This is a genomic window from Bacteroides sp. OM05-12 (genome assembly GCF_003438995.1).
GTDB lineage: Bacteria > Bacteroidota > Bacteroidia > Bacteroidales > Bacteroidaceae > Bacteroides.
The window spans coordinates 23,113-42,910 of sequence record NZ_QSUN01000010.1; the positions used below are offsets into that span (position 1 = coordinate 23,113).

Here is a 19,798-nt window from a genome sequence, read left to right on the forward strand (position 1 = left end):
GAAAGAGTAAAAAACCAATCATAAATCATGAATACATCATCCTATTTTAAAATAACAATACTTATCACTGCATCATTATCATTTATTGCATGTGACAAAGAAAAAGAAAACTCTCATAAAACAATTACATTTAACGTAGGATTCGAAGAATTAAAAACACATCAAGGAATATATAAAGACAAAACAAACGATAAAGAAGAAATTTTCTTTGTAAAAACAAACTTTAATCCTTATATCAGATTTTACGATTTATCAGGAAAATCCACAGACTCCATATCACTAAAGCAAGCAGAAGACAGCATAGGGAGAATAGGGCGGATATCAATCATTTCTAAAGACTCTATCATCGTTATATCCTATCATAACAGAATAATGGCCGGAATAAAACGAAATAATTCTTTTTATTTCAAGACTGATTTAAGTGCCCTGTCTAACTTAACAAATGAAGATGAATACCGATTCTGGGGTAGTTTTTTCCCTAATTCTATCATTAAAGAGAATAATGCAATATTCATTACAACATGGGACGGCAAAAAGGAAAAAGGAGATACAACGTTTGCTTCCAATCTTGAATATTACAAATACATTCTCAAAAACAGAATGCATTCTCCAATGTTATGCAAAGTTGAATCCATCTTTAGTAACTCTCCTAAAATAAAATTTACCTTAAATGAATTCTATTACAATAAATCTAAATCGATAAAATCATATGGAGCCAGTGACAAGGAATATGCCCTTTTAAATAATGATCTATTTTTTATCAGCGCACATGACAGAAATATTTATAAACTAAACTTCAGAACCCTTGAAATAGAAGATACAATACCTGTAATACCTTCAAATTATAGGATACCTGAAGGAATAGTGTTTGCCAATGACATCAAAATTTCTGAAGATATACTCGCAGAACAAGAACTTTACAAAGAGTGCAGAATAACTAATATGCTTTATAATGATAAAAATCATAAATACTATATCTTTCTAAGAACCTCCAAAGATTTTAGTAGTGTAGATGAGCTCGGCTATCCTTTTAAAATCTATATTTATGACAATCTCTTTAATAAAGAGAGAGAGATCGTTTTTAATACAGATGAATATAACCCCAAAGCTGCAATGATAACATCCAAAGGAATAATGATAGAAAAAATTACTAAAGATAAAGAATATGGAAAAAGGACATTTGACTTTCTGGATTTATAGCTGTTTTTTAGTAGTGACATTATCGTCTCTGCAATGTACTCACAAAGAAGATGCTCAGACAACAGAGATAAAAAACTATCTAAATAAACAATATAATATAAAACTAGATCAAAATATCAACAAAATATATGTGGTCAATGATATAGGATGTGGAAACTGTATATTATCATTTTCCGAATCCATCAAAAATCACGTAAATGACAACAGGGCGCTTATCATAATTAATTCAAGAGGCATAAACGTAGACTTAGATGCTTTCGAGAATAAAAGATTAACAAATCCCAATGTCATTATCAAACATTCAATAATAAATGATCCGAAAGACTTATTCTACAATTCCAGCGTTGTTTATATAGAACAAGAAAAAGTAGATACTATAATCAACATAAATGGAGAAGACATTGTAAACCAATTGCAATATATTTTTAATAGAAAATAAATGATGACTATACATACAGACCATTCCCATAAAAAAATGAAAACTGCCACTTAATATACGGTCAATTGTTCACAAACTCCTATCGTTTGCAAACAATCGACCGTATGTTTGTTTGCAATCGACCTGATGTTTTTTTCAAAACTAACGGTGTTTGTAAAAAACATCAAGGTGATTTTTACAAACACCACGATGATTTATCTTGTTTACTACGAAAAAAGAAATTACTAGAATCATCCTTCACCTTATCACGTTTTCGATCTTCCATCTGATTATCAATTAATTCCAGTGAATTTACTTTTTTAAGGAAGTGAAAAGCAGTAAATAGTGGGTAAAATTCCAAATTTTAAACATATACTTTTTAACTTCAAAAAATGCCTTCACTTTTATTGATTATGCAACAACAACTTACGCCAAATAGTGCTAAGGTGAAGGCAATAACAAGTAATTTAAAAATATATACCAAAATAAGAATTTATGTAGATAAACAACCGTGATTTGTTTTAGACTCAATTCCTAAACCGCAGGCAGGCTATTCCCATTGATTTTCCGATAAAGATCAAGAGCATACACATCCGTCATTCCGGAAATATAATCGAGAACCGCTTGAATTCTTCCATAAAGAGTAGAAGCATTCATATTGTACTGATTTGATACCCGGCTTATCAATAATTGCGAATATGCCTTTTCCGGTGAAGTAACGGCTTCTATCATTAAATCAATCAAAGTACTAATAATTCTAAAACCCGCCAGTTCTATATCTAAAACATCACTCGAACGATATATCTTTTTAAACGACAAAGATGCAGAACTTTCATAGGCCAATCGTGGACGATCACTTATGTGCTTTATCAACGCACCTTCAAAGTCTCCCGACAAAATTTTCTGTTCGTTATCAATAAAAACGTTTGTACATTCCCGAATCAACAATCCTATAACCGTAGAGCGTAAATATGCAATCTGCTCATTGACATCGGTCACCATTTTAAAGATTGTCTCCGCACGCTCCTTCTTCCTGTCATCGAAATACTCCATGAAAAGCCCTTTAGTCTCCTCTGTAGTAAGTATTTTCAATTTATGCGCATCTTCAATATCCATCATCTGGTAACAAATATCATCGGCAGCCTCTACCAGATAAACCAACGGATGGCGGACATATTTCAAGGGTTTTTCACTTAAACATATCAACCCCAACTCCTCGGCTATCCTGCGAAAGCCCTCTTCTTCACTCAGAAAAAAACCAAACTTGGATTTCTTTCCTGCCAAACCGGAAGAATACGGATATTTCACAATTGCCGCCAAAGTGGAATAAGTCATAACAAAACCACCTTTTCGTCTTCCTTCAAACTGATGGGTAAGCAAACGCAGTGCATTGGCATTACCTTCAAAATGTATCAAGTCTTCCCACTCGGCATCCGACAAGTCATGCTTCAATCTAACGCCTTTTCCTTCCGAGAAATAAGTAGAAATAGCTCTCTCGCCCGAATGTCCGAAAGGCGGATTGCCCAAATCATGAGCCAAACAAGCAGCTGCCACGATGGAACCAATTTCCGAAACATGAGAATCCTCCAATTCCGGATGAGAGGAAAGTAAGGCTTTCGCAACATCATGTCCCAAAGAACGACCTACACAAGAAACCTCAAGACTATGCGTTAAACGATTATGGACAAAAATACTGCCCGGTAACGGAAACACCTGAGTTTTATTTTGCAAACGACGAAAAGGAGCCGAAAAAATAAGACGGTCGTAATCCCGTTGAAACTCAGAACGATCATCTTTCCTCGCTTCATGGAACTCTTCCATTCCAAAACGCTTCGTCGATATTAATTGCCTCCAATTCATCATAATCCTACTTCCTTTTTGAATATCTTTTATATGCAAAAGTATAAAAAAGCCTTTAATATTACCTCCTTTATCCTCTGATTCGCTTAATTTTATGAAAATGTTTAGATTATTGCAATGAAATCCGTATTTTCGCACATTATTATATAATAAAATAGCCTCATGAACGTACAAATCATAAATAAATCAAAGCATCCGCTTCCTGCTTACGCTACCGGACTTTCCGCAGGAATGGATATCCGTGCCAACTTAACAGAACCTATCGTATTGAAACCCTTGCAACGCTGCCTTGTCCCTACCGGATTATATATAGCCCTACCGGAAGGATATGAGGCTCAAGTGCGTCCCCGTAGCGGTTTAGCCATCAAGAAAGGAATCACTGTATTAAACTCACCCGGCACGATTGATGCGGATTATCGAGGGGAAGTTTGCATTATTCTCGTAAACCTGTCATCCGAAGATTTCATTATTGAAGATGGAGAACGCATTGCCCAAATGATTATAGCCAAACATGAACAAGCAACATGGGTAGAGGTGGAGACACTGGATGAGACAGAACGCGGAGCAGGTGGTTTCGGTCATACGGGTAAAAAGTAAAAAAGTCATGAAACAGCAAAATACATTACAACATGCTTTATTGACGGGCATACTATTAATACTTACTATTATTATATCTTCCTGCGCTTCCCCAAGCAAAGCATCAAAGGATTCAAAATCTTCTAAGAGAAAGGCAAAGGTCACAGCTGTTGAAACGCTCAGTCCTGAAGCACAGAGAAAATATGATTATTTCTTTCTGGAAGCTGCACGCATGAAAGAAAAAGGAGATTATGATGCTGCTTTCGAATTATACAAACATTGCTTGCAAATCAATCCGAACGCCGCTTCCGCCTTATACGAGATTGCACAATTTTATCTATTCCTAAAACAACTGGAGACGGGACTATCTTGTATGATTAAAGCCGTAGAGGAAGCACCGGATAACTTCTGGTACAAGCAAACTCTGGCCGCATTTTATCAATCCAACAGAAATGTAAAAAAAGCAATTGAAGTATACGAAGATATGTTTGAACAATTTCCCGGCAGACAAGAATCTCTATTAGCATTGATAGACTTGTACAACCGTGTAAAAGACTATCCGAATGTAATTCATACGCTTGATCGTTTAGAGGCTACTCAAGGTAAATCCGAACAAATCAGCATGGAGAAGTTCCGCATTTATCTGACGATGGGTGACGATAAAAAAGCTTTTAGGGAAATCGAAAATCTGGCAAAAGAATACCCGAACGATATGAGATATTTATCCATTCTCGGTGATGTATATCTAAATAATGGGAAGACACAAGAAGCATACGATACTTATCAGAAAGTACTTGCAATAGAGCCGAACAATGCAATGGCGCTGCTATCTATGGCTACATATTACGACAAAACAGGTCAGAAAGAGTTGTACCGCCAACAGTTGGATACCGTTTTACTGAACAAGAATGTCGATACGGATGCCAAACTTACCATTATGCGGCAATTAATCATTCAGTCCGAGCAGTCCGACAAAGACAGCACACAAATCATTGCGCTTTTTGATGCCATGATGAAGCAAAAACTGGAAGATGCACAAATCCCAATGCTCTATACACAATATCTTATTTCCAAAGGAATGGAGAAAGAATCCATACCTGTTTTAAATCGCATTTTAGAGATAGATCCGGAGAATGTAGCGGCACGTTTGCAGTTACTTAGCTACGCAATAAAAGACAATAATTATGAAGAGGTCATAAACATCTGCGAGCCAGCGATAGAATATTCACCCGAAACATTGGAGTTTTACTTCTACCTCGGGCTTTCCTATTTCCAAACAGATAAAAAAGAAGATGCTTTAAAAACTTTCCGGAAAGGAGTGGGCATGGTAAGTGCTGAAAGTAACAAGCTCGTAGTATCTGATTTTTATAGCATCATGGGAGATATTTATCATGAGAAGAAGATGGCAGCAGAATCTTATGCTGCCTATGATTCAGCCTTAGTCTATAATCCGGATAACATCGGTGCATTAAATAATTACGCTTATTATTTGTCTGTGGAACGAAAAGACTTGGACAAAGCAGAAGAAATGAGTTATAAGACTGTAAAAGCGGAACCTAAGAACTCTACTTATTTAGATACATACGCATGGATATTATTCGAAAAAGGGAAATATGCCGAGGCTAAGATTTACATCGACGATGCTATGAAGAACGGTGGAGAAGAAAGTGACGTCATCGTAGAACACTGTGGCGATATTTACTTCATGAACGGTGAAAAAGAAGAAGCGCTAAAGTTTTGGTTCAAAGCGAAAGAAATGGGGTGTGAATCGAAAACACTCGACAAAAAGATAGAACGAAAGAAATACATTGCGGAATAATGAAACGATTTTTATTACATATATGTAAGATATTACCTGTTTACTTACTGCTTATACTAGTAGCTTCCTGTAAAACATCCAAATCTATGGATTCATCAGGAGGTATTAAAGAATTATCCGATACCAAATACTTGGAAGAGGTCATTAAAAATGCTCCGTCCTTTGACTCATTCTCATCTAAAATGCGCTTAACTATCAATTTAGATGGAAAAGAGACATCCGTCAACGGTTCATTGAAAATGAAAAAGAATGATTTAATCCAGCTATCCATTGCTCCTATTCTAGGAATAGAAGTGGCACGGATTGAAATAAGCAAAGACAGTGTCTTGGTTATTGACCGCATCAACAAACGATATGTATATGTACCAATATCCACCCTCTCATTTCTTGCCAATGGGGATATGAATTTCTATACGCTTCAGGCATTATTCTTTAACGAACTGTTTCTACCGGGCAAACAGGAAGTAACTCCGTCGGATTTGTCAGCCTTTACTGTGCGGCAAGAAAACAACAAAGCTACTATCCGTTTAAAGAAAACCAAGAAATTCGACTATAACTTTACGACCGATCCAAACAAGCAACTCACCAATACAGATATATTCGCTTTAGCTAAATACCAACTAAAATGGGAATACAGGGATTTTAAGCCGTTAAACAAACAGAGTTTTCCGTCTCAAATGAACATTACTCTTGCCGGAATAGGAAAAGAAGCTAAAGCACAAATAGATCTTTCTAAGATGGGAACGGACAAAATACGAATAGCAAAAACGTCAGTTTCCGGAAAATATAAACAAATAAGTACAAACGAACTACTTAAACTGTTGCTTAGCTTATGAAACACTTTCTTATTCTGTTGGTAACAGTCTGTATCAGCCTTACATCTTTTGCACAATCCACGCCAAAGATAAAAGACCTGGAAAACAAACGTGGTGAATTGCAAAAGCAAATAGCACAATCGGAAACGCTACTTCGTTCTACTAAAAAGGATGTAGGTAGCCAATTAAGCAGCTTGGCATTGCTTACCAACCAGATAGCAGAAAGAAGAAAATACATCAACGCAATAGAAGCTGATGTAAGAGTGCTTGAGAATGAGATTGCTTCTCTTCAACGGCAACTCCGAAAGCTGGAGAAAGACTTACAAGACCGCAAGAAGAAATACGAATCGTCCGTACAATACATGTACAAGAACAAGTCAATAGAGGAGAAACTCATGTTTATCTTTTCTGCCAAAAGTTTGAGCCAAACCTATCGGCGAATGCGTTATGTACAAGAATATGCAACTTATCAACGAATTCAAGGCGAAGAAATAAAGAAAAAACAAGAGCAAATTCGTGTAAAACAAAAAGAGTTGGAGCAGACTCGTAAAGCAAAGACTGTCTTACTGAAAGAAGGCGAACAAGAAAAAATAAAACTTGAAAATCAGGAAAAAGAAAAGAAAACCATACTTTCCAGCTTACAAAAGAAACAGAAAGGTCTGCAAAACGAAATCCGTCAAAAACGGAAACAGGCAGATAAACTGAATGCACAAATAGATCGCTTGATTGAGGCAGAAATAGCCAAAGCTAAAAAACGCGCAGAAGAAGAAGCACGCCGCGAAGCTGCCAAGAAGAAAGAATCCACAGGTAAAGGAACTTCTTCTACAGAGAAATCATCTCCTACACCTAAAAAAAGTGAGCCGATGGAACGTTATTCCATGGACAAAGCAGACAGACAACTTTCCGGTAATTTCGAGAAAAATAGAGGCTTACTTCCAATGCCTATTACCGGTCCGCATCTTATTGTCAGCCACTACGGTCAATACGCAGTAGAAGGATTGAAAAATGTAAAGCTCGACAATAAAGGCATTGACATTCAAGGAAAACCGGGAGCAATGGCACGCGCAATTTTCGACGGTGAAGTTTCGGCCGTATTCCAATACAATGGTCTGGTAGGAGTCTTAGTCCGTCATGGGAACTATATATCTGTTTACTGTAACCTCTCCTCCGCTTCGGTCAGTAAAGGAGATAAAGTAAAAACCAAAGATATCATCGGAAAAATTTATTCAGATGCCGGACGCCCGGTACTGCATTTTCAATTACGAAAAGAAACAGCGAAGCTGAATCCGGAAATATGGTTGGATAAATAATTCTTTAAGTGATTATTTATCCAACAATCTCTTACTAAGATAACGTACCGGATACCAAACGGAAAGGAATCCTACTATTAAAACTGTTAAGAATATAAGTAAGACATCGCCCCAATGTACGCTGACAGGATAAGCATCCACAACAAAATTACCATCACCTCCAAGAGAGATAAGACCGAATTTCTGTTGAATCAAACAAAGTATTAATCCCAAAACGATACCGGTCACAGCTCCGAACATGGATATCATTCGTCCTTCAAAAAGAAAAATACGAGAGATCAACTTATCGTCCGCACCCAGATTACGAAGCGTTCTCACATCCTCTTTCTTATCAATAATGAGCATAGATAAGGAACCAATTACATTGAAACAAGCAATTAAAAGTATAAAAGTGAGGAAGAGATAAGAAACTAGTTTCTCTATCTCCATAATACGGAAAATGTCTTCTTGTTGTTCATAGCGGTCACGCACTACAAAATCTTTTCCGAGCATATCCGCAATCTTACCTTTCATCAAAGTTATATTCTGGTTCGGCTTTAAACGAAGTTCTACTGCTGAAACTTCCGTATCATAATGAAATAGTTTCCGGGCAAAGTCTAATGATGTAAGTATGTAAGAAGCATCGTATTTCTGTTGATTTACAGCGAATACAACTCCGGGAGAGAATAAGAACTCTTTTGTAAAAGAAGCAGCAGGATTTGCCATATTCACTTTTTCTCCGCGTCGAGGTGCATATATTTCCAACGGATCAACAAATTGTACCCCTGTACCGAGAACCGACATCAACTCTACCCCTATCACTCCATAATCTGCCACTTCGTCGTGGAGTACAAACTCCCCCTTACCATAGAGGACACTATCTATCGAAGTAAGTTGCTCAAAATTATCCTGCACCCCTTTTATCGTTGCCATCATTTGCCTGTCCTTATACTGTACCATTGCATTATCCTCCAATGTTTCAGTAAAAACTGCAATTTCCGGTAATGAACGCAGTTGCTTTATGCGATCGTCATTCACATCGAAAGTTTTGCCCATAGCGGCAGTTACTTTTATTTCCGGATCAAAAACCGTAAAAAAAGTAGCCACCATATCCTGAAATCCATTGATTACAGAAAGCGTACAAACCATAGCCAGTGTCGCCAAAGAGACACCACAGACAGATATTCCCGAAATAATATTAATCGCATTATGTGACTTTTTCGAGAATAAATAACGCTTGGCTATGTAAAAAGGAAGATTCAACTATTTCAATAATTGGTCTATCTTTTCAATATAATCCAATGAATCGTCAACAAAAAACTTCAATTCCGGAATGATACGCAACTGATGACGCACACGTGTACCCAGTTCAAAGCGGATTGATTTAGTATTGTTATTGATATTTTCAACGATTTCCTTACTCTTTTCAGAAGGGAATATACTTAAATATACACGTGCCACACTCATATCAGGGCTGATTCTCACTACACTGACAGAAACCAACACACCATTCATTGCTTTCGTCTGAAGCAAGAATATCTCACTCAACTCTTTTTGAATCAAGCGGGAAATTTTATTTTGTCTGGTTGTTTCCATACTTATCTCCTTTCATTATTATATACACTATTTCTTCCTTATAATCGTCAAACCATCACGAAGCGGAAGGATTACTTTCTCAACACGTTCATCCGTAGCCACAAAATCATTAAAACGTTTAATGCCTATCGTCTGATAATCATTACTATGCGGAGTCTCCAGCACATGTCCATCCCAAAGCGTATTATCGGCAATGATATATCCTCCGTTGGACAACTTAGACAATACCATCTCATAATATTCCAAATATTTACGCTTATCTCCATCTATAAATGCCAAATCAAATACAACATCCATTCGAGGAACAAGTACCAAAGCATCACCTATATAAAACTTTATTTTCTTCGCATAGGGAGAACCTTCCAGCCACGGACGTGTAAAATCCTCCTGTTCATCATTAATTTCAAATGTGTGCAACATCGCTCCCTCTTCCAAGCCTTCAGCCATACAAAGAGCGGAATATCCACTGTATGTGCCTATCTCCAGAATCTGTTTTGGACGGATCATCTTTACAAACATCTTCAGCATACGTCCCTGCAAATGTCCTGAAGCCATTCGGGGACGGAGCAATTTTACATTCGTATCACGATAAAGGGCGTGCAAATAGTCGCCCTCATCATCAATATGCTTCAGAATATATTCGTCTATAGATTCCGTCTCTTCCATACATTATAAATATCTGTTCCGGTTAGGGAGCACATAATCATCTGCATATTTCAACACATCGCCCACTACGTTAATTTCAAGGAACGAAGTTTGAGTACCTTGCTTGCCACTACTCAAGTAAGCAACCATTTCATCTTCATGCAAAACATTATCTTTAATAAGTTTACGCAAAGCCGCAAAATAATATTCCTGTCCGTTAGCCAATTCAGGCATATAAATAGCTTCTACCCCATATGACAGAGCCAAATGACGCATCGTTTTCTCTTTATAGCAAATAGCCAATACCGGATACTTACCACGGAAAGCGGCTAAATTGCGTGCCGTACGTCCACTGAAACTATCTGTAATAATCGCACGTATTTTTAACTTATTAGTAGCTTTCACTGCTTGTTTAGCAAGAAATGCGGTAACATCATTGCTGTTCTCTTCCAATGGTATACGAATATCATTTTCCGATAATTTATCTTTCTCTGCCTGTGCAGCAATTTTAGTCATCGTTTTTACCGACTCTACCGGATATTTCCCGTAGGCTGTTTCACCACTCAACATCAGCGCATCCGTACGATAATAAATAGCATTAGCAATATCCGTAACTTCCGCACGTGTAGGACGTGGATTATTAATCATCGTATGCAACATCTGTGTAGCCACGATTACCGGTTTTCTAGCCATCACACACTTACGGATAAGCATACGCTGAATACCCGGAATACGTTCCTGTGGCACTTCAATACCCAAATCCCCACGGGCAACCATCACTCCGTCAGCTACAGCAAGAATTTCATCAATATTATCTACGCCTTCCTGATTTTCTATCTTGGCAATAATCTTTATATCGCTGCCATGCTCATCCAATATTGCTTTTATATCCAATACATCTTGTCTGTTACGGACAAAAGAATGTGCTATAAAATCAATATTTTTTTCTATTGCATACAATATATTATTGCGGTCTTTCTCCGTCAGCGACGGCAAGTTAATGCGCACACCCGGCACATTAACGCTTTTACGACTACCCAAAGCAGCTTCATTCTGAACCTCACAAACCAAAGCGTCATCCGTTTTCTCAATTACTTTTAACGCCAAGTCACCATCGTCAATAAGAATATCACTGTCAACGGCCAGATCACGTACAAAATTAGGATATGTCACCGCAATACATTCACGAGTCGTCACCTGATTTGCATCACCTACAATCTTCACTCGGTCGCCTATCTTAAATTCAATCGCATCGCCTTCTAAAACAGTCGTTCTCACTTCCGGCCCTTTTGTATCCATCAATATCCCAATCCGATTGGAAACTGCACGAACATTCGCTATCAACTTTTCAAAACCTTCACGGCTGGCATGGGCAGTATTCATCCGCACCACATTCATTCCGGCATTAAATAATTGTTTTATAAAATCTACTTCACAACGTTGATCTGAAATTGAAGCAACGATTTTTGTCTGCTTTAGCATCATACCTTTATACCTATTTATATATACCTATTTATTTCTTTTTCAACAACAAGGCTTCTACCGCCAACTTATAAGAATGAAGTCCGAAACCACATATCACACCAAGACACGCAGAAGAAATCATGGACACGTGACGAAAAGATTCACGGGCATGCACATTCGAAATATGCACCTCAATAACCGGTGAAGTAATTGCACGAATTACATCCTGTAGCGCAATAGAAGTATGCGTGTACGCACCGGCGTTCAAAATAATGCCATCTACATCAAAGCCGACTTCCTGAATCCTATTTATCATCTCTCCCTCCACGTTTGATTGGAAGTAATCTATCTCGACCTCCGGATAATCCTTTCGAAGCTCTGCCAAATAATCTTCAAATGTAACATTTCCGTAAATGGAAGGTTCACGCTTTCCTAATAAATTGATATTAGGCCCGTTAATAATTTGTATTCTCATAAAACAATAATTTACGAATGTTTTGATACCTTTGTAGAAACATTATTTCAAGTTGCAAAGGTAAAAAAAGAAATGGAAATTATTAACAAAACAGGCAAGAAGGATAAAAACTATCTGATAATAAAGAAATATAAACAATATTTATTATTAGAAAAGTCTTTCTCGCCCAACACTTTAGCAGCTTATTTAACTGATTTGGATAAGCTTATGGCATATCTGACGCTTGAAGGCATAGATGTCATTGACGTTACGCTCGATAATTTGCAGGAATTTACAGCAGGACTACATGACATCGGAATACATCCTCGCTCACAAGCCAGAATCATATCGGGCATCAAATCATTTTTCCGATTTCTGTTGCTAGAGGACTATATAGAATCAGATCCTACCGAATTACTTGAAACGCCTAAAAAGGGGTTTAAACTTCCGGAAGTCTTAACCGTAGAAGAGATTGACACCATTATATCTTCAATAGATCTGAGCAAGAAAGAGGGACAAAGGAATCGGGCCATACTTGAAACTCTTTATAGTTGCGGTTTACGAGTATCCGAACTAATCAACCTAAAATTATCCGAACTCTATTTCAAGGAAGGCTTCATTAAAGTGGAAGGAAAAGGCAGCAAACAACGTTTGGTACCTATCTCTCCACGTGCAATTAAAGAAATAACCCATTATTTTATAGACCGGAACCAAATAGAAATAAAAAAAGATTATGAGGACTTTGTTTTCCTGAGCAGAAGAGGAACAAACCTATCCCGTATCATGATTTTTCACATTATAAAAGAGCAGGCCGAAGCTGCCGGAATCACCAAAAACATAAGTCCACACACTTTCCGTCACTCATTCGCCACTCATCTGCTGGAGGGAGGGGCAAATTTGCGGGCAATACAATGCATGCTCGGACACGAGTCAATTACGACAACGGAAATATATACACACATTGACCGAAATATGTTGAAAAGCGAAATCATCGAACATCATCCGAGAAATATTAAATACCGTAAGGAAAATAACATTTCATAAAATAGAGAAACAAAAGAGATGTCCTTTTTATGGGAATGCTGTCCAAATCCTAATTTTTACATATAAATTATTATAATTTTAGCACAACAATAACGAAGATATGAGACTTTTTAATATCTTTGCCTCAAAATAGAGCTTTCAAAAAGCTCACAATTTGAGAGAATTTCAATTACAAACATTTAATTTATATCAAACAATGACTAAGAAGTTGTATTTGCCATTACTAATGGCGTTGGTTATCGCATTAGCATCTTGCGGTAAAATGGGCGAATTAAAGCCTGAATATTTCACAACTACTCCTCAGGTATTGGAAGCTGTTGGTGGTAAAGTTCCTGTTACAATCAACGGAAAATTCCCGGAAAAGTATCTAAAGAAGAACGCAGTTGTTGAAGTAACTCCTGTTTTAAAATGGAATGGTGGCGAAGTTAAAGGTCAACCTGCAACTTTCCAAGGTGAAAAAGTAGAAGGCAACGACCAGACTATCTCTTACAAAGCTGGTGGTAACTACACTATGAAAGCATCTTTCGACTATGTTCCTGAGATGGCTAAATCTGAGTTATATCTTGAATTCAAAGCTAAAGTTGGAAAGAAAGAAGTTAATATTCCTTCTATCAAGATTGCAGACGGTGTAATTTCTACATCTGAATTGCTTGGCAAGACAGTTGGTAGCGCAAATCCTGCTGATGCAGAAGATGCATTCCAACGCATTATCAAACAAGCTAAAGAAGCTAAGATCATGTTCCTTATCCAACAAGCTAATCTTCGTGCAAGCGAATTGAAGTCTAATGAAATTCAAGATTTCAATCAAACTGTAGTTGATGTTTACGCTGACCAAAAGGGTAAGAAGATCAACAATATCGAAATCTCTGCTTATGCATCTCCTGATGGTGGTGTTAAGTTGAACACAGGTTTGGCAGAAAATCGTGAAGGTAACACTGCTAACTATGTAAACAAAGAATTGAAGAAAGGTAAAGTTGAAGCTACTGTAGATTCTAAATACACCGCTCAAGACTGGGAAGGATTCCAAGAATTGGTTTCTAAATCAAACATCCAGGATAAAGACCTTATCCTTCGCGTTCTTTCTATGTATCAAGATCCTGAACAAAGAGAAGCTGAAATCAAGAACATCTCTTCTGTTTACAAAACTTTGGCTGACGAAATCCTTCCTCAATTAAGACGTTCTCGTTTGACTTTGAACTATGACTTAATCGGTAAGTCTGACGAAGAAATCATGCAATTCGTTGATTCAGATCCGAAACAACTGAATGTAGAAGAACTTCTTTATGCAGGAACATTGACTAATGACAGAGCTAAGAGAGAAAAGATCTATACTTTGACAGTAGAACAATTCCCTAACGACTATCGTGCATATAACAACTTAGGCGAAATCGCTTACAGAAACGGTGACGTTGCAAAAGCTGAATCTTTCGTTAACAAAGCAGCTAAGATTAACGCTAGCGCTCCTGAAGTTAACATGAACCTCGGTTTGATCGCATTGGCTAAGGGTGATAAAGCTGCTGCTGAAACTTATCTTGGCAAGGCTTCCGGTGCTAAAGAATTGAACGAAGCTCTTGGTAACTTATACGTTGCTCAAGGTCAATACGAAAGAGCTGTAAACGCATTCGGTGATACTAAGACTAACAGTGCTGCTCTTGCTCAGATCCTTGCTAAGGATTACAACAAAGCTAAGAACACTCTTTCAGGTATCCAGAATCCTGACGCTTACACTGATTACTTGATGGCTGTTCTTGGTGCAAGAACTAACAACAGTTCTATGGTAACTAACAGCTTGGCTAGCGCTATCAAGAAAGAACCAGCTTTAGCTAAATATGCTGCTAACGATATCGAATTCTCAAAATATGCTATCAGCTCTATCATTAAATAAGCGATAGATATTTAAACTTATAAGAACGGGATTATCTTCGGATAGTCCCGTTTTTTTATTCCCGCAAGTATAGAAAATACCAATCCAAACAAAACATCGGCATTTATGCACATATTTCAAATTACATTCGCCTTACCTTCACTTATCACTACGGCAGCGTAAATTGCTGATGTATAGCGAGTAGAAGGTGAATGCAGTTCTTTTATCGGAAGTTATGTCAATTGAGAATTGAGCATTGAAAATGGGAGGGTAAATTTTCGATTTCCCATTTTCAATTTTCCATTGCCTAAAAAACTGCCTTCACTTTAATTAAATAGTAATCAATAATATAAGAGTAAAAAGTGATAAGGTGAAGGCAAGTCCAAGTAAAAGTTGAAACTGCGAAATTGGCAAAAAGAGCAAACAAAATCACCCAAGGGAGTGATAGACAACGCTCCAGTAGATGTAAGCTATCGCTCCCTTGAGCGTTAAGTGATGCCTCCTTGAGCGATAGACAACGTCCCCTTATGTGATTTTGAAATGACCTTTATGTTTTTAAAAACATAAAGTTGATTGAAAAAATCATAGGACGATTGAAGACAAAGATACGGTCGATTGATTGCAAACGATAGGAGTTTGCAAACAATCGACCGTATGCTAAACTATCTTCTTATACTTCTGACTAAATTAATCAAAAATAATCAGGAAATTTTGTCTGTCTATAAAACAAAATAAGTACTTTCGCAGGAAAGTAAGCTTGTGTATGAAAAAGATAGTTCCAATTATATTATTACTGCTCTGTTTATGTGGATGTCAAAAAGATAATCGCACTTTTACACTGAACGGAACAATCAGTAATCTAAAAAACGACACGCTTTTCATCTACAACGATTTCAGCGAAAAGGGTAAACTAGATACGATTATCACCCAAAACGGTTCATTTACGTATACCACCCGCCTGGATACAATCACCCCTCTGACACTATTGATAAATGAGACGACAGAATATCCCATCTATGCCGACAAAAACCTAAAAGTAACAGTAGACGGAGATGCCAACATGATAGAGTCTTTTATCATAGAAGGAGGAGTGCATAATGAGGACTTAAATGAGTTTCACAAATCCATCAATGGTATAACACAACAAGAACTGATTACGGCTAAAGCCGACAGCTTCATCCGTCAACATCCCAATTCTTATGCAAACCTTTATTTAATAGATAAGTATTTTGCCCAAACGGCATCACCGGATTTTAAAACGATTCTGACATTGATAAAGTCAATAAACGGAGAGTTACAAGACCAGCCGTCCATGAAGCAACTGAGCGAAATCGCCAAAAAACAAAAAGAAAGGATTAACAATAAGATATCTCCCTACTTTAGCATCAAAAACAAAAAAGGAGAATTACTGACATTGGCAAACTATAAAGACAAATATCTATTGATTAACTTCTGGGCTACATGGGATGATGCTTCTTTAAAAGAAAACCAAGCACTGAAAAAAATTAGTAAGAAATTCAAGAAAGAAAGGGCATTTACAATGCTCGGTATTTCTTTGGATATTGATAAAAAAGCATGGGAAGAAACAATCCAAAAAGATACACTCAATTGGGAACAAGTGATAGAGCTCGATGGTTTTGATGGAAGTACAGCAGAACAGTTCTGTATAGAAAAGCTCCCTGCCAATGTATTGATTGGTCCTAAAAAAGAAATTATAGCTGTTAACTTATTCGGGAAACAACTAACCGACAAATTAGAAGAAGTATTAAAAGAAAGTAGCGGCAAAAACAATAAAAACAACAAATAAACATACATGCTTGTAAAAGTTTTCGGGGCGGCAGTTCAAGGTATTGATGCTACCGTCGTTACCATTGAAGTGAATAGTTCCCGAGGATGCAAGTTCTACCTGGTAGGATTGCCGGATTCCGCCGTCAAAGAGAGCCATGAACGCATTATTTCCGCATTACAGGTCAACGGATATAAATTTCCGACAAGCCAGATCGTCGTAAACATGGCTCCTGCCGATATACGAAAAGAAGGTTCTTCTTATGATTTACCTTTAGCCATAGGCATATTGGCCGCAGTAAAATCCATATCCGATGAGAAGCTCCATAAATATATCATAATCGGAGAGTTAAGTCTCGACGGAAGTTTACAAGGCATAAAAGGCGCATTGCCCATTGCCATCAAAGCACGCGAAGAGGGATATGAAGGTATTATTCTGCCGAAACAGAATGCCCGAGAAGCCGCCGTTGTCAATAATCTGAATGTATTTGGTGTAGAAAACATCAAAGAGGTTATTGAATTTTTGAATGGTGAAAGGACATTAGAGCAAACTATTGTAAACACGCGAGAAGAGTTTTATGCTCAACAAAATGAATTTGATGTTGACTTCTCCGACGTTAAAGGGCAAGAGAATGTTAAGCGTGCTTTGGAAGTTGCCGCTGCTGGCGGGCACAACCTTCTTATGATTGGCGCCCCGGGTAGTGGTAAATCCATGATGGCGAAACGATTACCATCCATTCTTCCTCCTTTATCATTGGGAGAAAGTCTGGAAACGACCAAGATACACTCCGTAGCCGGTAAACTGGGGAAAGATACTTCGCTGATTACCAAGCGACCGTTTCGAAGTCCTCACCATACCATCTCGCAAGTTGCAATGGTAGGCGGCGGAAGTTATCCTCAACCGGGGGAAATTAGTTTGTCTCACAATGGAATTTTGTTTTTGGATGAACTTCCGGAATTCAACAGAAGTGTTTTGGAAGTGCTACGCCAACCTTTGGAAGACCGCCAGATTTCGGTTTCACGCGCCAGATACAGCATTAACTTCCCGGCAGGTTTTATGATGATCGCTTCCATGAACCCTTGTCCATGCGGATATTACAATCATCCCACCAAACCATGTGTATGCAATCCCGGAATTGTACAAAAATATCTTAGCCGTATTTCCGGCCCGTTACTGGACCGTATCGACATACAAATAGAAATTGTGCCCGTACCTTTCGAAAAAATATCAGACACACGCGTCGGAGAATCCAGCGAAAGCATCCGTCAACGGGTTATTAACGCCAGACAGATACAGGAACGGCGTTATGCCAATTACAAAGGCATTTATTGTAACGCACAAATTACCCCAAAGCTATTATCACAATTTGCACAACCGGATGAAAAAGGATTGATATTATTGAAGAATGCCATGACACGACTGAATCTGTCGGCACGTGCGTATGACAGGATATTAAAAGTATCACGTACAATTGCAGATTTGGAAGGAAGCGAGGAAATAAAAAGTTCCCATCTTGCAGAGGCTATCGGCTATCGTAATTTAGACAGGGAAAGCTGGGCTGGTTAATTATTTCAATCGATTATAGTGGCAAACCAAAAGTTCCCCGTTATTGTCACGCAGATGCATACCATTACCTTCACAATAACGGAAGAAACTGCAATCGGCACACTGTCCTTTCTTTGCCCATTCACGGTCACGGAATTCACGGAAACCATTTTCCCATACATCCATAAAATTATCCTTATAGATATTCCCTTGATGATAATCACTACGGATACTCGGACAGGCAGAGATCGTACCGTCTGCCAAGACAGAAGCTATGCTTATTCCGGCATTGCAGGAGTAGAAATGGTCACGTACCTCTCCCTCATATTCTCCCAAAAAGCCTTCACAAGCGAAAGAAATATGCATCCCTCCTACCTTACGCATACGTTTGATAAACTCCATTAAACCGATAAGTTCAGTATTCGTTAATTGCAATTCCGGAGATTGAGCGGCTCTTCCTACAGGGAATATAGTAAAGATACGCCAATTACGCACGCCCAGATTGACTAGGAAATTTCTAAAAGTCACGAGATACGGATAGTTCTTCCGATTGATGCAAGTAACAACGTCCCATAACAATTCACCATCCTCTGCAAGCATTTTTATCGCTTTCGTAGCACGTTCAAAACTTTCTTTATTGCCACGCAACCAATTGTGCTCCTCGGCAAAACCGTCTAAACTGATGGTCGCGGAGCGCACCCCCGCATCCATCAAATTATCCAACCGTGCCCGAGAAAGGTAGAAACCATTTGAAACGAATCCCCAAGGATAGCCACGTTCATAAAGTGCCTGTCCACATTCTTCCAAATCATTTCTCAGGAGTGGTTCTCCTCCGGAAATAATAACACTGACATCATGCGGATTAACGTGCGGGGTAATAGAATCAATCACAGAAATAAAATCTTCGACAGGCATATCTTCTTTCTCGATGTTCTTCTGACAATCACTGCCACAATGCCGACAATGAAGATTACAACGCAAAGTACATTCCCAAAATAACTGTCGGAGAGAATGAAGCTCGATATTGTTTTTTCTTATCTTGCGCGCAGCTTCCAACGCAAGACGTTTACGGAGAGAAAGTTCAAACGGCATGATTCTTTCTCTCGTTTAAAGTATTTAAAATATATGTTTCTCCGGATTCACAAATCATTGTATCCGATGCAACTTCTGCAGATTTATCTTTTGCCTTATATATAGAAGCAGGCATCCCATACATAGGGACGATCTCATTTACTTCGTCTTCATCCGAACACGAACCAAAACCCATCAGGGCTAAAAGCCCTGACAGCATTTTGTTATATAAATGCAGCCATTTTGCCTTACAACTTTTCTTTATCATGCCTAATTCTTCTTCTAAAATCAAAGTCTTTTAAAAGGCTTTACTATATAAACGGACAAAATGGGAGATACTGCATATAATTAT

At 38.0% G+C, this 19,798-nt stretch carries 18 protein-coding genes; 10 read left to right on the top strand and 8 right to left on the bottom strand.

The annotated features are described in order from the left end of the window. Positions 1-27: 27 nt before the first annotated feature. Both DXB63_RS09810 and DXB63_RS09815 read left to right on the top strand, forming a co-directional pair. Entirely contained in the window at positions 28-1,200 is a 1,173-nt protein-coding gene (locus DXB63_RS09810) for a hypothetical protein (protein WP_122126239.1), read from the top strand. Continuing rightward, the gene (locus tag DXB63_RS09815) at positions 1,166-1,639 is read left to right on the top strand and encodes a hypothetical protein (RefSeq protein ID WP_122126240.1); all 474 of its coding nucleotides are present in this window, start codon (positions 1,166-1,168) and stop codon (positions 1,637-1,639) included. Before DXB63_RS09810 ends, DXB63_RS09815 begins: the two co-directional genes overlap by 35 nt. A gap of 513 nt (positions 1,640-2,152) precedes the next feature. On the opposite strand, the gene DXB63_RS09820 is transcribed toward DXB63_RS09815, so the two are convergent. Next, positions 2,153-3,481: a deoxyguanosinetriphosphate triphosphohydrolase gene (locus DXB63_RS09820; protein ID WP_122126298.1), complete on the bottom strand. Its 1,329-nt coding sequence runs from the start codon at positions 3,479-3,481 to the stop codon at positions 2,153-2,155. A gap of 159 nt (positions 3,482-3,640) precedes the next feature. On the opposite strand from DXB63_RS09820, the gene dut reads away from it, so the two are divergent. The 4 genes from dut to DXB63_RS09840 all read left to right on the top strand — a co-directional run bounded on the left by dut (position 3,641) and on the right by DXB63_RS09840 (position 7,998). Further along, positions 3,641-4,075: a dUTP diphosphatase gene (gene dut, locus DXB63_RS09825; protein WP_122126241.1), complete on the top strand. Its 435-nt coding sequence runs from the start codon at positions 3,641-3,643 to the stop codon at positions 4,073-4,075. Between the two features lie 7 nt (positions 4,076-4,082). After that, positions 4,083-5,873, top strand: a complete 1,791-nt coding sequence (locus tag DXB63_RS09830) for a lipopolysaccharide assembly protein LapB (protein WP_122126242.1) — start codon at positions 4,083-4,085, stop codon at positions 5,871-5,873. Positions 5,874-5,959: 86 nt separating this feature from the next. Then, positions 5,960-6,709, top strand: coding sequence for a DUF4292 domain-containing protein (locus tag DXB63_RS09835; protein ID WP_158563666.1), 750 nt, complete (start codon positions 5,960-5,962; stop codon positions 6,707-6,709). Continuing rightward, on the top strand, positions 6,706-7,998 hold the full coding sequence (locus DXB63_RS09840) for a murein hydrolase activator EnvC (protein ID WP_122126244.1): 1,293 nt from the start codon (positions 6,706-6,708) through the stop codon (positions 7,996-7,998). Before DXB63_RS09835 ends, DXB63_RS09840 begins: the two co-directional genes overlap by 4 nt. 12 nt (positions 7,999-8,010) lie before the next feature. Here the strand turns inward: DXB63_RS09840 and DXB63_RS09845 are convergent, their stop codons facing one another. Genes DXB63_RS09845 through aroQ form a run of 5 tightly spaced genes read right to left on the bottom strand, consistent with a single transcriptional unit; the run spans position 8,011 to position 12,157 of the window. Then, entirely contained in the window at positions 8,011-9,240 is a 1,230-nt protein-coding gene (locus DXB63_RS09845; protein WP_122126245.1) for an FtsX-like permease family protein, read from the bottom strand. Beyond that, positions 9,241-9,573 carry a 30S ribosome-binding factor RbfA gene (gene rbfA, locus DXB63_RS09850; protein ID WP_122126246.1) on the bottom strand — a complete coding sequence of 111 codons (333 nt, stop codon included), beginning with the start codon at positions 9,571-9,573 and terminating at the stop codon, positions 9,241-9,243. A 27-nt stretch (positions 9,574-9,600) separates the two neighbouring features. Next, a complete protein-coding gene (locus DXB63_RS09855) occupies positions 9,601-10,239 on the bottom strand; it encodes an O-methyltransferase (protein ID WP_122126247.1) in 639 nt (212 codons plus the stop codon). 3 nt (positions 10,240-10,242) lie between these two features. Continuing rightward, the gene (pyk, locus tag DXB63_RS09860; protein WP_122126248.1) at positions 10,243-11,703 is read right to left on the bottom strand and encodes a pyruvate kinase; all 1,461 of its coding nucleotides are present in this window, start codon (positions 11,701-11,703) and stop codon (positions 10,243-10,245) included. Between the two features lie 28 nt (positions 11,704-11,731). After that, entirely contained in the window at positions 11,732-12,157 is a 426-nt protein-coding gene (aroQ, locus tag DXB63_RS09865) for a type II 3-dehydroquinate dehydratase (protein ID WP_122126249.1), read from the bottom strand. A gap of 72 nt (positions 12,158-12,229) precedes the next feature. On the opposite strand from aroQ, the gene xerD reads away from it, so the two are divergent. The 4 genes from xerD to DXB63_RS09885 all read left to right on the top strand — a co-directional run bounded on the left by xerD (position 12,230) and on the right by DXB63_RS09885 (position 18,396). Further along, positions 12,230-13,180: a site-specific tyrosine recombinase XerD gene (gene xerD / locus DXB63_RS09870; protein WP_122126299.1), complete on the top strand. Its 951-nt coding sequence runs from the start codon at positions 12,230-12,232 to the stop codon at positions 13,178-13,180. Positions 13,181-13,376: 196 nt separating this feature from the next. After that, positions 13,377-15,065 carry a lipopolysaccharide assembly protein LapB gene (locus DXB63_RS09875; RefSeq protein ID WP_199604185.1) on the top strand — a complete coding sequence of 563 codons (1,689 nt, stop codon included), beginning with the start codon at positions 13,377-13,379 and terminating at the stop codon, positions 15,063-15,065. A 742-nt stretch (positions 15,066-15,807) separates the two neighbouring features. Next, positions 15,808-16,851: a TlpA disulfide reductase family protein gene (locus DXB63_RS09880; RefSeq protein WP_122126251.1), complete on the top strand. Its 1,044-nt coding sequence runs from the start codon at positions 15,808-15,810 to the stop codon at positions 16,849-16,851. Positions 16,852-16,857: 6 nt separating this feature from the next. Next, entirely contained in the window at positions 16,858-18,396 is a 1,539-nt protein-coding gene (locus DXB63_RS09885) for a YifB family Mg chelatase-like AAA ATPase (RefSeq protein ID WP_122126252.1), read from the top strand. Here DXB63_RS09885 and DXB63_RS09890 read toward each other — a convergent pair whose 3' ends face one another. Both DXB63_RS09890 and DXB63_RS09895 read right to left on the bottom strand, forming a co-directional pair. Then, positions 18,397-19,467, bottom strand: coding sequence for a TIGR04133 family radical SAM/SPASM protein (locus DXB63_RS09890; RefSeq protein WP_122126253.1), 1,071 nt, complete (start codon positions 19,465-19,467; stop codon positions 18,397-18,399). Further along, positions 19,457-19,738 carry a hypothetical protein gene (locus DXB63_RS09895; protein ID WP_122126254.1) on the bottom strand — a complete coding sequence of 94 codons (282 nt, stop codon included), beginning with the start codon at positions 19,736-19,738 and terminating at the stop codon, positions 19,457-19,459. Before DXB63_RS09895 ends, DXB63_RS09890 begins: the two co-directional genes overlap by 11 nt. Positions 19,739-19,798 lie beyond the last annotated feature (60 nt).

Excerpts from the sequence above, each read along its gene's own strand:
- DXB63_RS09810 (WP_122126239.1), top strand. The coding sequence starts at position 28 with ATGAATACATCATCCTATTTTAAAATAACAATACTTATCACTGCATCA.
- DXB63_RS09815 (WP_122126240.1), top strand. The coding sequence starts at position 1,166 with ATGGAAAAAGGACATTTGACTTTCTGGATTTATAGCTGTTTTTTAGTA.
- DXB63_RS09820 (WP_122126298.1), bottom strand. The coding sequence starts at position 3,481 with ATGATGAATTGGAGGCAATTAATATCGACGAAGCGTTTTGGAATGGAA.
- dut (WP_122126241.1), top strand. The coding sequence starts at position 3,641 with ATGAACGTACAAATCATAAATAAATCAAAGCATCCGCTTCCTGCTTAC.
- DXB63_RS09830 (WP_122126242.1), top strand. The coding sequence starts at position 4,083 with ATGAAACAGCAAAATACATTACAACATGCTTTATTGACGGGCATACTA.
- DXB63_RS09835 (WP_158563666.1), top strand. The coding sequence starts at position 5,960 with ATGGATTCATCAGGAGGTATTAAAGAATTATCCGATACCAAATACTTG.
- DXB63_RS09840 (WP_122126244.1), top strand. The coding sequence starts at position 6,706 with ATGAAACACTTTCTTATTCTGTTGGTAACAGTCTGTATCAGCCTTACA.
- rbfA (WP_122126246.1), bottom strand. The coding sequence starts at position 9,573 with ATGGAAACAACCAGACAAAATAAAATTTCCCGCTTGATTCAAAAAGAG.
- DXB63_RS09855 (WP_122126247.1), bottom strand. The coding sequence starts at position 10,239 with ATGGAAGAGACGGAATCTATAGACGAATATATTCTGAAGCATATTGAT.
- pyk (WP_122126248.1), bottom strand. The coding sequence starts at position 11,703 with ATGATGCTAAAGCAGACAAAAATCGTTGCTTCAATTTCAGATCAACGT.
- aroQ (WP_122126249.1), bottom strand. The coding sequence starts at position 12,157 with ATGAGAATACAAATTATTAACGGGCCTAATATCAATTTATTAGGAAAG.
- xerD (WP_122126299.1), top strand. The coding sequence starts at position 12,230 with ATGGAAATTATTAACAAAACAGGCAAGAAGGATAAAAACTATCTGATA.
- DXB63_RS09875 (WP_199604185.1), top strand. The coding sequence starts at position 13,377 with ATGACTAAGAAGTTGTATTTGCCATTACTAATGGCGTTGGTTATCGCA.
- DXB63_RS09880 (WP_122126251.1), top strand. The coding sequence starts at position 15,808 with ATGAAAAAGATAGTTCCAATTATATTATTACTGCTCTGTTTATGTGGA.
- DXB63_RS09885 (WP_122126252.1), top strand. The coding sequence starts at position 16,858 with ATGCTTGTAAAAGTTTTCGGGGCGGCAGTTCAAGGTATTGATGCTACC.
- DXB63_RS09890 (WP_122126253.1), bottom strand. The coding sequence starts at position 19,467 with ATGCCGTTTGAACTTTCTCTCCGTAAACGTCTTGCGTTGGAAGCTGCG.